Annotated in this window: 15 protein-coding genes; 10 read left to right on the plus strand and 5 right to left on the minus strand. The window is 36.7% G+C overall.

What is annotated here, in order from left to right:
• Positions 1 to 302 precede the first annotated feature (302 nt).
• The gene (locus V7112_RS13885; RefSeq protein ID WP_335420732.1) at positions 303 to 1,169 is read left to right on the plus strand and encodes an SDR family oxidoreductase; all 867 of its coding nucleotides are present in this window, start codon (positions 303 to 305) and stop codon (positions 1,167 to 1,169) included.
• Positions 1,170 to 1,209: 40 nt separating this feature from the next.
• Here V7112_RS13885 and V7112_RS13890 read toward each other — a convergent pair whose 3' ends face one another.
• On the minus strand, positions 1,210 to 2,598 hold the full coding sequence (locus tag V7112_RS13890) for an alpha-amylase family glycosyl hydrolase (protein WP_335420735.1): 1,389 nt from the start codon (positions 2,596 to 2,598) through the stop codon (positions 1,210 to 1,212).
• 212 nt (positions 2,599 to 2,810) lie between these two features.
• On the opposite strand from V7112_RS13890, the gene V7112_RS13895 reads away from it, so the two are divergent.
• Complete coding sequence (locus tag V7112_RS13895; protein WP_335420736.1) at positions 2,811 to 4,181, plus strand: MATE family efflux transporter; 1,371 nt, start codon at positions 2,811 to 2,813, stop codon at positions 4,179 to 4,181.
• A gap of 131 nt (positions 4,182 to 4,312) precedes the next feature.
• Positions 4,313 to 4,876 carry a DUF2777 domain-containing protein gene (locus V7112_RS13900; protein WP_335420738.1) on the plus strand — a complete coding sequence of 188 codons (564 nt, stop codon included), beginning with the start codon at positions 4,313 to 4,315 and terminating at the stop codon, positions 4,874 to 4,876.
• Between the two features lie 281 nt (positions 4,877 to 5,157).
• Here the strand turns inward: V7112_RS13900 and V7112_RS13905 are convergent, their stop codons facing one another.
• The 3 genes from V7112_RS13905 to V7112_RS13915 form a co-directional block, all read right to left on the minus strand.
• Complete coding sequence (locus V7112_RS13905) at positions 5,158 to 6,606, minus strand: putative bifunctional diguanylate cyclase/phosphodiesterase (RefSeq protein ID WP_335420740.1); 1,449 nt, start codon at positions 6,604 to 6,606, stop codon at positions 5,158 to 5,160.
• A 114-nt stretch (positions 6,607 to 6,720) separates the two neighbouring features.
• Positions 6,721 to 7,089: a YisL family protein gene (locus tag V7112_RS13910; protein WP_335420742.1), complete on the minus strand. Its 369-nt coding sequence runs from the start codon at positions 7,087 to 7,089 to the stop codon at positions 6,721 to 6,723.
• Positions 7,090 to 7,223: 134 nt separating this feature from the next.
• On the minus strand, positions 7,224 to 8,129 hold the full coding sequence (locus V7112_RS13915; protein ID WP_335420745.1) for a fumarylacetoacetate hydrolase family protein: 906 nt from the start codon (positions 8,127 to 8,129) through the stop codon (positions 7,224 to 7,226).
• 219 nt (positions 8,130 to 8,348) lie between these two features.
• On the opposite strand from V7112_RS13915, the gene V7112_RS13920 reads away from it, so the two are divergent.
• The gene (locus V7112_RS13920) at positions 8,349 to 8,516 is read left to right on the plus strand and encodes an aspartyl-phosphate phosphatase Spo0E family protein (protein ID WP_335420747.1); all 168 of its coding nucleotides are present in this window, start codon (positions 8,349 to 8,351) and stop codon (positions 8,514 to 8,516) included.
• 15 nt (positions 8,517 to 8,531) lie between these two features.
• On the opposite strand, the gene V7112_RS13925 is transcribed toward V7112_RS13920, so the two are convergent.
• A complete protein-coding gene (locus V7112_RS13925; RefSeq protein WP_335420749.1) occupies positions 8,532 to 9,731 on the minus strand; it encodes a DUF418 domain-containing protein in 1,200 nt (399 codons plus the stop codon).
• Between the two features lie 203 nt (positions 9,732 to 9,934).
• On the opposite strand from V7112_RS13925, the gene V7112_RS13930 reads away from it, so the two are divergent.
• The 6 genes from V7112_RS13930 to V7112_RS13955 all read left to right on the plus strand — a co-directional run bounded on the left by V7112_RS13930 (position 9,935) and on the right by V7112_RS13955 (position 11,930).
• On the plus strand, positions 9,935 to 10,156 hold the full coding sequence (locus tag V7112_RS13930; RefSeq protein ID WP_335420751.1) for a spore germination protein: 222 nt from the start codon (positions 9,935 to 9,937) through the stop codon (positions 10,154 to 10,156).
• Between the two features lie 14 nt (positions 10,157 to 10,170).
• Positions 10,171 to 10,389 (plus strand): spore germination protein GerPB, encoded by a 219-nt coding sequence (locus V7112_RS13935; RefSeq protein ID WP_335420753.1) that lies wholly within the window; start codon positions 10,171 to 10,173, stop codon positions 10,387 to 10,389.
• Between the two features lie 67 nt (positions 10,390 to 10,456).
• Positions 10,457 to 11,074 carry a spore germination protein GerPC gene (gene gerPC, locus V7112_RS13940; RefSeq protein ID WP_335420755.1) on the plus strand — a complete coding sequence of 206 codons (618 nt, stop codon included), beginning with the start codon at positions 10,457 to 10,459 and terminating at the stop codon, positions 11,072 to 11,074.
• A 5-nt stretch (positions 11,075 to 11,079) separates the two neighbouring features.
• The gene (locus tag V7112_RS13945) at positions 11,080 to 11,259 is read left to right on the plus strand and encodes a spore gernimation protein GerPD (protein ID WP_229138503.1); all 180 of its coding nucleotides are present in this window, start codon (positions 11,080 to 11,082) and stop codon (positions 11,257 to 11,259) included.
• Between the two features lie 6 nt (positions 11,260 to 11,265).
• Positions 11,266 to 11,634 carry a spore germination protein GerPE gene (locus tag V7112_RS13950; protein ID WP_335420759.1) on the plus strand — a complete coding sequence of 123 codons (369 nt, stop codon included), beginning with the start codon at positions 11,266 to 11,268 and terminating at the stop codon, positions 11,632 to 11,634.
• A gap of 77 nt (positions 11,635 to 11,711) precedes the next feature.
• Entirely contained in the window at positions 11,712 to 11,930 is a 219-nt protein-coding gene (locus V7112_RS13955) for a spore germination protein (RefSeq protein WP_335420761.1), read from the plus strand.
• Positions 11,931 to 11,949: the final 19 nt, after the last annotated feature.

Raw genomic sequence — 11,949 nt, forward strand, 5'->3', positions numbered from 1 at the left:
ATGACATAAACTTCTTTTATGATGGACTTTTGGTGGAATGTGGAAAAAGATACAACATAAACATCTTTTATGTTTGCACTTTTGGTGGAATGTGGAAAAAGGCAAATATAATGTAATAAACGCCTTAGCACATTTGCACAACGATAAATTTTAGAAAATACCCCAAACAAAACAAAAAGGAGGACTTCCTTTAGGCATTTTGATATTTTATAAATACTTAATATTTTACAAATAGGGTATATTCAAACCTCTTTTATTAAAAAGTAAGTAACGTACATTACTACATAAAAGAGGTGTTTGGATTGTCTAATAATCAAGGCAAGAATATTCTTCCGCCACAGCATCAAAATCACCAGCCCGGAACTGAGGCTGAAATGGTGCCAAGACCTGTTTCAGAAGATCATTCCTACCAAGGCAGTAGCAAATTAAAAAATAAGGTTGCGATAATTACTGGTGGAGATAGTGGAATTGGTAAGGCAGTTGCGATTCATTATGCAAAAGAAGGCGCAAATGTTGTCATCGTTTATTTGGAAGAGCATGAGGATGCTAAGGAAACAAAGCGTCAGATTGAAGAAGAAGGACAAAAATGCTTGCTTCTATCAGGCGATATTGGAAATGAAGAGTTCTGTACAGAGATTGTGAAGAAAACGATCGATACGTTTGGCCAACTAGATATATTAGTCAATAATGCAGCCGAACAGCATCCACAAAAAAGTATCTCGAACATCACAACTGAGCAGCTAGAAAAAACATTCCGAACCAATATTTTTGCTTACTTTTTTCTAACGAAGGCCGCTCTACCCCACTTAAAACAGGGAAGTTCCATCATCAATACAGCATCTGTTACAGCCTATAAAGGTAATGAGCAGCTCGTTGATTATTCAGCGACAAAAGGAGCCGTTGTTTCGTTCACAAGGTCACTTTCCTTGCAATTGATTGGGAAAGGAATTCGGGTAAATGGAGTGGCTCCAGGGCCGATTTGGACACCACTTATTCCATCAACCTTTACTAGTGACCAAGTAGCGAAATTTGGCTCTACAACACCTATGAAACGACCGGGACAACCTGAGGAAGTTGCACCAAGCTATGTTTTCCTAGCAAGCGATGACGCCTCGTATATGTCTGGCCAGATTCTTCACGTCAACGGTGGAGAAATCGTTAATGGATAAAAATAAAGCATCATCCTTTACACTGGATGATGCTTCACCTTTATTCAGGTTTCTTATTCCCGTATCTTTTTTTATTTAGATAAATAAATCCTATCATGAGCACTGGTACAATAAATACGGCAAAGAATAAAGTATAATTAATTTTTGTCGTGTCTCGAACTACAAATACTTCCGAAATATCACGATTTACAACCATATGAAATTCATCATCGGTTGAACGTACAAGGTCCTCCGTAATGAGGCCGGTTAATTCCTTATCTTCCCCAACTTGGTCAGTGGTTAAGGTAAAACTCTGTGTTTTCGTTGTATTGTTAATCGCAACAAAAGCTGTTTCCCCTTCATACTCTCGTTTAAAAACAAGCATTCCTGCATCATTTTTAACCAGTTCAATCGTTCCTTTTGTTAATGCTGGTACACCTGATCTTATCTTAGCGAGCAATGTAATATAATCAACTAGCTCTTTGTCTGTTCGAAAATCCATTAAACCGAGGTTGTCCGGTGACTCACTGCCATTTAAAGCAATTTCTGTTCCATAGAAAACGACAGGAATACCAGGTGTTGTATACAAATACGTCAACGCTGACTTAAGGCGTGGTGCTGGATGTTCGTTAGCCTCTGTAGCCAAATGGGTGAATCGGACCGTATTCGTGTTATCGAAGAAATTGATTAAAGAATTCGGATTTTCAAGTCCTCGCGCTTGTTCCCATGTTTTTTCGACATCTTTAAAGGTTTGGTCTGGGACACTAAAGCTAGTAATTCCTTCATAAGGGATCGGGTTAAAAACAGAATCGAGTCCTGCTGCTTCAAGTTCATCAAGATTATCCACTACTGTAGGTTGTCCAATCAAGAGAAAATCTGCTTTTTCAGACTTCAATTCGCTTTTTAATGTGGAGATAAAATTAGTTGAAACCCCATCAATAAGCTCAAGTTTATATCCATCTATATCTGTCTCTTGAACCCACGATTTTGCGGTTTCAATAAATCCATCATTTAAAGTACCATCATTAGAATTGACTCCGAGGTCAAGGATAATTTTTATACCCCTTTCATGTGCCTCTTTTACCAGTTGTTTTAAATCTTCAGTAGTGCCATAGTGTTTATTGATTGTATTTCTGTCTTTTACTACATACGGATAAAAAGTATCCGTTTCATTTTCAAATATTGGAGATAATAAAATCGATGTAAATCCCATATCCTTCACGTAATCAAGCCGACTAATAATTCCTTGTAAGTCGCCCCCATGATAGGAAGTAGGATTCGAAAGGTCCACTGCAAAATCATTTGAACTGTCAGCATTATTAAAACGATCAACCACTATGTAATAAATGCTTTCTTCCTCTATTGTTACATTGTCAGCAGCAAATGCAGGAATAGCTGACAACAGTAGCAACGGAATCAGCAAAGCCACCATATATAACTTTTTCTTCATCTCGTAACTCCTATCCTCTTAGTACTATTAATACTTTAAAGTAACCTTATCCCTTCTCAAAAGTCAAATATAACAAGTGTTTGTTCATATTTTATACATATTTATCTCGCTTACAAATTTTTCAATTTTTCTTTACGTTGTCTATTTTTTCTTTCCACATTCTGTGATAAACTAATATAGTTTTTCATTAAGGATTTAGAGGAGTTGACAGCTTGGATTCTTCTGTACATACAAAAAAATTAACATTGTTTGCGTTAACATGGCCAATCTTTATTGAATTGCTGTTACATATGTTAATGGGAAATGCAGATACCTTAATGCTGAGTATGTATTCCGATAATTCAGTTGCAGCAGTCGGGGTCTCTAACCAAATCTTATCATTAATTATTGTCATGTTTGGATTCATTGCGACTGGTACGGCCGTTTTAGTAGCCCAGCATTTTGGTGCTAATAACGAAAAAAGTGCGGCTGAGGTAGCAGTCGTATCTATTTTTGCAAACCTTGTGTTTAGTCTTATTCTAAGTCTTGTTGTTTTTATTTGGAGTAAAAAGCTTCTACTTTTAATGGATTTGCCGGCTGAACTATTAGACGAAGCGGATAGCTACCTTAGAATCGTAGGTTTATTCTCCTTTCTTCAGGCACTAATCATGACAATTGGGGCGGTTATCCGAAGCTATGGCTTTACTCGTAACACGATGTACGTCACAATCGGTATGAATATCCTAAATATCATCGGGAATTATATTTTTATATTCGGTCCATTTGGTTTGCCAGTTCTTGGTGTTGAAGGAGTTGCGATATCAACTTCTTTTAGTAGATTAGTAGGCCTAGTAATTATCACCTATCTTCTAATAAAACGAGTAGATCATGGTCTTCCATTTAAAAAGTTTTTCCGTTTACCAAAGGAGCATCTTCAAAATCTACTTAAAATTGGGATACCATCTGCAGGTGAACAGCTTTCTTACAGCTCCTCCCAAATGATGATCACATATTTTGTTACAATCATGGGAACACAGGCACTTACGACAAAGGTTTATACGCAAAATTTAATGATGTTCATATTCCTATTTAGTATGGCAATCAGTCAGGGAACACAGATTTTAGTTGGGCAAAAGATTGGAGCTCGAGAAATTAATGATGCATATAAAAGGGCTATAAAAAGCTTACAACTTGCCATTTTCATTTCAGCAGCAATGGCAATTGTTTTTTCATTCTTTAAGGTACCACTCTTATCTATTTTTACAGATAATCAAGACATCATAACAACAGGTGGTGTCCTTATCCTTTTAACCATCATTCTTGAACCAGGGCGTGCCTTTAACCTTGTTCTGATAAATGCATTAAGAGCGGCCGGTGATGTTAAATTGCCGGTTTACATGGGAATCCTATCGATGTGGGGGATTTGTGTGCCAATTGCGTATGTACTGGGCATTCACTTTGAACTTGGTTTAGTTGGAGTTTGGATTTCTTTTATTGTGGATGAATGGGTTCGAGGCATCGTCATGTTGTGGAGATGGCGTTCTCGTGCATGGGAGAAAAAATCATTTGTTTCACCCGTTGAAAATACAAACGTGACAGCCTGAAAAAGTTCAGGCTGTTTTTATATTTCATCTAAAACCTTACGAAAAAGTCCCAGTTATAATTTTCCCATCTTTTGTCTAAAAAGAAACTAACATTACTTTTTAAAATGACATCAATGGATGGAGGATTTACTTTGGATCTACAACAACGTCTTGGCAGCATAACTGAACAAAAACGCTCTTTTATTAAAGGAACGACAGAATGTATAAATGATCAATGGATCTTCTTTGAAGCTGAAACAGATGAAGCATCCATGCTAGAAGAAATGATAGGTAAAGAAGTTGAAGTTTTCACTCTTAATAAATGGGAAAAAGGCATTTTTGTGGAAGATGGCTTAATCCAATTGAATGGATATTTTTATAAGCTCGATAATGGAGATTGCCTCCGTTTTCGAAAAAAATTAACCTTGGCATATAGAGAATGGCTGGAGAGTTTTTCTGAGGATCAATTTCTACGCTTTACATCTACTTTAAATAAGCTTTCATTTTCATTATACGATTGTTTACATTGTCATAATCAATTAATGTACCAAGAAGAAAATGGAGAAAATGAAGGTGTCAATTTTATCATGTTTGATAATACGGAAATACTTTTATCGGTTCACCATCATTTTTCACGTGGAAAACTAAAGAAGGACCGATTTGAATTTACATTAGCAAATGGAAAGAGAACCATTCTTACAACCTTATGTAAGTAAGAAAGGTGCAAGGCGCCCTGATATAGGAACATCGACTAACTACCTCCACGTCCTGTGGCAAACGTGATGTCAGCACTTCCTCGAAAATGCTATGCATATTTTCGTGCGAGGATCATACTGTCGAAGCTTTCCTTGTCCTGTGCAAGTCAAGCATATGAAAAACGCTGACAGAAGGTGCATTTTACCTTTCGAAGTAATTGGCTTAGACCAGAGAGCCGATGGAGCCTGGAACTAGATATTATAAGTAGGGGCGGTTCACCGTGAACCGCCTCCTTTTACGTTTATAATGCTTTAAGTTTCGCCAATCCTTTTTCAAACTCTTCACTTTTCATAGGTCGATCAATATAGAATCCTTGGGCATAATGGCATTGAAGTTCCTTTAGTAATGCAATCTGCTCATCAGTTTCAACACCCTCAGCAACAACCTTCACGGAAAGCCCATGCCCCATCGTAATGATTGCTTTTACAATCGCGATATCAGTGGTATTAACCTTAAGATTATTGATAAAGGTTCTGTCGATTTTTAAAGTATTGATAGGCAAATCCTTTAAATAACTTAATGATGAATATCCTGTTCCAAAATCATCAATGGATACCTTAACACCCAGTTTTTGCAACTCCTTCATGACAATGACACTATGAGTAATATTTCTCAGCATCACGCCTTCGGTAAGCTCAAGTGTTAAATATTGCGGTGGAAGTCCTGTTTCTACTAAAACCTCCTTCACCACATCAATAAAGCTAATTTGTTGGAATTGGTTCGCAGATACATTAACGGAAATTGTTAAATAATCATAGCCCATATCATGCCATTTTTTATTTTCCTGACAAGCCTTTTTCAAGACCCACCTACCAATCTCATGAATGAGACCTGTTTCCTCTGCCAACGGTATAAATTCCCCAGGTGATACGAGCCCAAGCTTTGGGTGCTCCCAACGTATTAAGGCTTCACTGCCGTACACATCACCAGATGCTAAATCAATCAGCGGTTGAAAGCATAAATGAAATTCTTTCTTTTCAAGTGCTCTTCGTAAATAGCCTTCAAACTCCAATTTATATAATACTTGCTGGTTCATTTCCGTTGAGTAAAACTTCATTTTGTTGCCGCCTTGCTGTTTTGCAAGATTCATAGCTGTATCGGCATGTTTAAATAATAATTCAGTCGTAATCCCATCGTTTGGATAAAAACTAACTCCTACACTAGCAGTTAAAAAGAATTCACGAGCTTCATACATAATAGGTTTAGCCAGTTCATGCAAGAGTGTCTGTCCAAGGTCGGCGATTTTCTCAACTTCAACATCCTCGGTAATTAGAATTGTAAATTTATCGCCACTAAATCTTGCTAGGAAACTCTTTAATGGAGGCAATCCTTGAATTCGTTTTGCAAGTTCCTTAAGAATAATATCCCCTGCATAATGTCCAACCGTATCATTAATCATTTTAAATCGGTCAAGATCGATAAATAACACAGCTAATTTACTGCGCTTCTTTATCTTTGAAAACCTCTTAACATAACTCTCAACATGATTTGTAAAATGCAATCGATTCGGCAAACCCGTTTCTGCATCAAAATAGGCTAAGCAAGCAACTTTTTCCTCGGCTTTTTTTTCATAAAAAGCTTCTATCTTTTTATATTTTTCGGTCGTAAGTTGGTGTTGCTCTATTAATTCAATGATATCTTTCAACTGTTTATATATAAAGCTATAGGTTCTCAATACGAGATTCACCACTCTTTTTTCACTCATGAAGTATGTATCTATTCTTAAAGATAGCATAATTTTATGTCGAAAAACACAGAAAAAAGAGAAAAAGCTACCTTGATTGGTAGCTTTTTCACAAAACTGTTAGAATCTCCATATACCTAATGGAAGTTTCGCACCTAGGGCAATAGTTAAAACTAAAACAACAACAAATAACACCCAAAAAACACCATTTGGCTTTCCCTTACTAGAACGTGCTAAAATCATTTCCATGAATCCGATTGTTAAAATGCCCAAAATTGCTTTTCCTATGTATTCACCGTCAATTACTACTCCACCAAATAAAAGTAGTAAACCTGTAGCTAAAATGAATAAATAAAATAAACGTAAGGTCATTTTAACAATTTTTTGAGACTTTTCTTTTCCTGCCTTATTTAGGATTGTTGCTGCTATAACAAATAGAATAATAGCAACTACCCAAGAAGTAATATGTGCATGAGTATTCACTGACATGTACTACTCCTCCTTTTCCTTTTTCTTCATGGATTATCATAGCATGTTTATTTGTAATTATAAAACGTTCTATCTACCCTTTTTCACTGTCTACATAGTAATTATGTCATTTTTGTGACGTGAAGGGTCTTTTACTAATCCTCAATTTTATTTTGCAGTGTTCCTAGCCCATCGATTGTAATTTCAATTATGTCCCCTGCTTTCAAGAAGCGTGGCGGATTAAAGCCTTTTCCTACTCCCGCTGGTGTACCTGTTGCGATAATATCACCTGGTTCCAATGTCATACCTTGTGAAATGACCGAAATAATTTTTTCAATTGGAAATATAAACTGGCTGGTGTTACCTGCCTGTCGCACTTCCCCGTTAACTTTTGTTGTTACGGATAATTGACTTGGATTTGGAATCAATGATTTATGAACAAGCATTGGTCCCATGGGACAAGTAGTATCTAGGCTTTTTCCAAGGAAATATTGCTTATGCCTCGATTGAATATCGCGAGCTGTAATATCGTTAACAATCGTATACCCAAAAACATGATCCAATGCTTCACTTTCCTGAATCCCACGACCTTCTTTCCCGATTACAACTGCCAATTCACCTTCGTAATCCAGCTGCTCAGTTATATTTTTATGATTCAAGACCAGTTCATCAGGACCCACAACTGTTGTTGGTGCCTTTGTGAACATCATGACATGCTCGGGTATATCCTTTGCGCTTCCCATTTCAATTGCATGTTCCGCATAATTTTTACCAACACAAAAAATATTTTTACTTGGTTTTGGAATCGGTGCCTTTAAAGTAATATCCTGAATAGGAAATATTCCATCTGCATCTGGATGCTTAAAAGCCCACTCATTAATATGACGTACCCTCCCTAAAAACTTCTCACCTTGCGAAATTGCTTCAATCATTGTTTCTGGAACGATGGAGGACCCATCCATTTGCATTTCTAAAGCTTTTAGATCGAATACTTGATCAAGCTTATCGTTAACCATCCCGATAAATTTTTTCCCCTTCTTTTCAGCAGTTACAAACCTCATGATCATCACCTCTTATTTAATTAATTCTATCTTCATTACCGTTTTTCCTCCCTCGACAATTTGTAGAACTTTGTATTATTTTGTAATATTTTAAGAGGTTTTAGCGAACTTGTTTTATTCTCTGTAAAGGCAGGTATAATAATAGTACAAGCCCTGTATATACTACTTTAGCACAATGATTCATAGAGAATATGTACTTAAAAAAATGGAGAAATGAAAATGTTCATGTTGAAAATTGCAATTGAATTAAAGCGCCGTAAAATGACAGCTTTAGCAGATCGGTACGGCTTTACTGCTTGGGAGACAGTAAAGTGTAGTCAAGAATTAGATCAATTACTGAATATTTATCAAAAAACCAAACAGAAAAAATTAAAAATGGTGAACTAAAAAAGACTATTCGCATTATTCGCGAATAGCCTTTTTTCTTATATCCACTTTTTGTGCATAGGTTAATGTTCTCCATATCCATTCGAATGGACCGAATCTAAATTTTTTCAGCCATAAATAGCTTAATCCGATTTGGACAATGAAAATAACAATCGTCAGTATGAATCCTGTATATAGCTCCACTTTTCCATATAAACCAAGACCATAGCCGTAAAACAGGAGTGTGCAAACGATTGATTGGAATAAATAATTGCTTAATGAAAGGCGGCCCACAAACGCAAGCGGTGAGAGCAGTTTCTTCCAAATTGGCAGTCTCATTAACAGAACAACTGATGTTGCATATAATACAGCAGTTCCCGGGCCCCCTATCGTATCCTGTAAATAATCGGTCGCTGCATTCTTAGCCGTATAATAAGGGAGCAATTTCATCGGAACCCCAATCACTAGCGAAATCAGCCAAAGGATTTTTACTTTCTTTATATCCTCATCACGGCCTTCAAACCACTTTTTCTTAGCAATAAAAGCTCCTAGAAGAAACATCGGAAGCAGTGTAATGACTAATGCAAAGATGCTTACCACATTATTTACATAGTACCAATCTTGGATTCTTTGAATGGTAATTTCCCAGAATCCACCTGCAGCGTAAATTTCTGCGGATTTGTGAGCAAGCTGTTCATTATACATGACGGCACTTAACTCTGGATCAAACATGACAGCTAGAAACATCATACCGCCAAGAAATAAGTTGGGAACAAAGACAAGCACCAATGCCCAAATTAGCAACGTGATTGGCTTTGCCTTATGAAATAAAAGTAAAATGGCCCCGACAACAGCATACGTAATTAATATATCTCCATGCCACACAAAAAACGCATGTAAACATCCAATTAGTAAAAGTACAAATAATCTTCTTGTGATCAATGGATAAAATGAATACCCCTTTGCTATTGCCCTTTCCTTAAACAAGATCATACCAAATCCGAAAAGAAACGAAAATAGGGTATAAAAGCTTGCTTGTGCAAAAATATCGACGGTACTTTGTATCCACTGGTTGAGTTCCCCACTCCACCAGTCTTGAGGATTTAAATACAAAACTGGTGCAAAAAACGAAGGCATATTAACGAAAAAAATACCGAATATCGCTAGTCCTCTTATAACATCGATGGAATGAATCCTCTCCGCACCCATCACAGGACTTAAGTGTTTATTACTCATTCGTACAACTCCTTAACCATTTTCCTATTTTTGATTATAAAAGAAATATATTGCAAACACTAGGATATCTATAATTTCGCAAGTACAGCTGTGGATAAATCACACCTTCTGGGCATTCTTCATAGAATAAAAAAACGTTCTAATTCGTACTGATTGATATCTCCGTGAAATTCGTTAAATTGTTTGTAAAAGGGTGTTTTTGTATGCCAGCAATTGTAGGAGCTGTAAAAGTAAATAGTGTTGGAAATAGCAGTGTTATGAACATCGGTGATGTCTTTCAAATTTCCCCTACCAGTACAGCAAAAACGTTTGCCGGTGCAGGCTCATTTAATACAGGGGATGGCCTTTCAGTTTATAATAATCAAAGTGTCACAAACACTTACGATACAGATAAAATTGACAGTGTCATTATTGGGAATGCTTAAGGAGGGATACGAACATGAACTTTTATATCAATCAAAGTATATGTATTCAGACCTTACGAGTGGGCAGCGTTAGTAACTCATCTGTTTTGCAAATTGGTAGTGCAGGTCTAATCAAGCCATCTGCACATCTTCATAATACAGGCGGATTTACTGAACCAGCCCCCCAAATTGGAAAACAAACATCAACAGTTGATACACATGCTGTTCCATTAGTCTCACCTTCTCGATCATAGGCATTCACCCATACGAAAGCTGTTGCATAATGTAAACCATCAATGTTTATGGAAAGGGTGAATGCTTTTGTACTCATATCCTTATGACTTCAGCGCTTATGTTCGGAGCCTCCATTACTGTATTGAACAGCAAAGCTTGCGAATCTCACAATTAGAAAAAACCCTCGAAAATATTGAAAAAGAACTTAAGGAAATCAAGGACAAACCAACAACCCATATTGGTAAGATTGAATATAAATTTGATCAACTTAAGGTTGAGACATTGGAAGGTACATTAAACATTGGATTAAACCCTACGAACGGTGAACAGATTGAAGATTTTGCAGTTTCACAAAGTAAGATGAATATACCTGATGTCAGACATACCCATAAAGACTTCATAAAGGGAATTCAGGATGAAATAGATGCATACTTAAGCAATGAGTGTTCCGTTTATGTTAAAAATAGGTTAACTGAAGAGAGGTCTTCACTTCCAGTAGAGCATGTCGATTTTATTGTGGAGGATATTCGAAAGCAAATCCACGAACGAATCATTTTTTATCTAGAACAAAAGCAAGCTGAACTTCAAGATCCTGCGCGGATACATGAAGTATATGAGGCAACTGTTGACAGAATAAAAATGGATATTCAAGACTCAATAAAAGCCTATCTAAATAATCTTCCAGAAAACATGAAAGAAGGGTAAGATACGTGAACTTTACCGTTGTAAATAAGGAAATCCATGTAGGTCATGTTGATATAGTTGGTGTATCCACATCATCTGTGTTTATTATTGGTGATGCAAAGACAATTTCAATGGCGTCCGCCTTTGATACACCAGCTGAATCACTAATTATCGGGCCATTTGTCCCATTGGCGCCGCAAGGGTGATGAAGGATGCAAAGGATTTCGGTTGTTGATTTTATTAAGGTCAATTCATTATCTTTTAGTAGCATTTTAGAAATCGGTGATTCAAAAAAAATTACCCCCGTTTCCCAGGCACTTGCGGTACAAAGAGAGGTTCCTGTTTTTTTTACAAATGAAGGAGATTTTTCGAAATACCCCATTTTTTCTAGGGAACTGCCAAAAGTGAAAATCACGGAAACGGTAAATATGAATATATTTAATCAAAACCCCATTATTAAAGTGGATTCCGTAAGAGTGAATGGGGTCTCTTCAGCGGCAGTTATGCAAATTGGTTCAACAGAAACAATCCACGCCGAATCAAAAGTAAAACATATCCGAATGCTGCTAGATGAGAAATAGAAACGCAATCGGTAACGTAATACCTAGTTTTCTCATAAAGTATAAATATAAAAAGAACTTTTAAAGGATGAACTAGTATGCCATCTATAGTTGGACCCATTAAAATAAACAGTGTTGGTGGTGGAGTCGTGAATTTCGGTGACTCCTTCTATGTGTCACCAAAGGATTCGGCTAAAACCTATTCTGGGTCGGGCTCATTTAATACAGGTGATTTTATCTGTACAAATAATGGCCTGAACGCAACTAATACGAATGACGAAGATTTTGCGGATCAATTAATCAAAAAGAATGCATAAAAAAAGGCCATTGTTTGGC

The organism is Bacillus sp. JJ1566, from assembly GCF_036962685.1.
In the GTDB taxonomy this organism is placed as follows: domain Bacteria; phylum Bacillota; class Bacilli; order Bacillales; family Bacillaceae_L; genus Ferdinandcohnia.

Bases quoted from the DNA above. Each gene is read 5' to 3' on its own strand.
- V7112_RS13910 (WP_335420742.1), bottom strand. From the start codon at position 7,089: ATGTCAGTGAATACTCATGCACATATTACTTCTTGGGTAGTTGCTATT.
- V7112_RS13950 (WP_335420759.1), top strand. From the start codon at position 11,266: ATGCAAAGGATTTCGGTTGTTGATTTTATTAAGGTCAATTCATTATCT.
- V7112_RS13920 (WP_335420747.1), top strand. From the start codon at position 8,349: ATGTTCATGTTGAAAATTGCAATTGAATTAAAGCGCCGTAAAATGACA.
- V7112_RS13930 (WP_335420751.1), top strand. From the start codon at position 9,935: ATGCCAGCAATTGTAGGAGCTGTAAAAGTAAATAGTGTTGGAAATAGC.
- V7112_RS13915 (WP_335420745.1), bottom strand. From the start codon at position 8,129: ATGAGGTTTGTAACTGCTGAAAAGAAGGGGAAAAAATTTATCGGGATG.
- V7112_RS13925 (WP_335420749.1), bottom strand. From the start codon at position 9,731: ATGAGTAATAAACACTTAAGTCCTGTGATGGGTGCGGAGAGGATTCAT.
- V7112_RS13935 (WP_335420753.1), top strand. From the start codon at position 10,171: ATGAACTTTTATATCAATCAAAGTATATGTATTCAGACCTTACGAGTG.
- V7112_RS13890 (WP_335420735.1), bottom strand. From the start codon at position 2,598: ATGAAGAAAAAGTTATATATGGTGGCTTTGCTGATTCCGTTGCTACTG.
- V7112_RS13955 (WP_335420761.1), top strand. From the start codon at position 11,712: ATGCCATCTATAGTTGGACCCATTAAAATAAACAGTGTTGGTGGTGGA.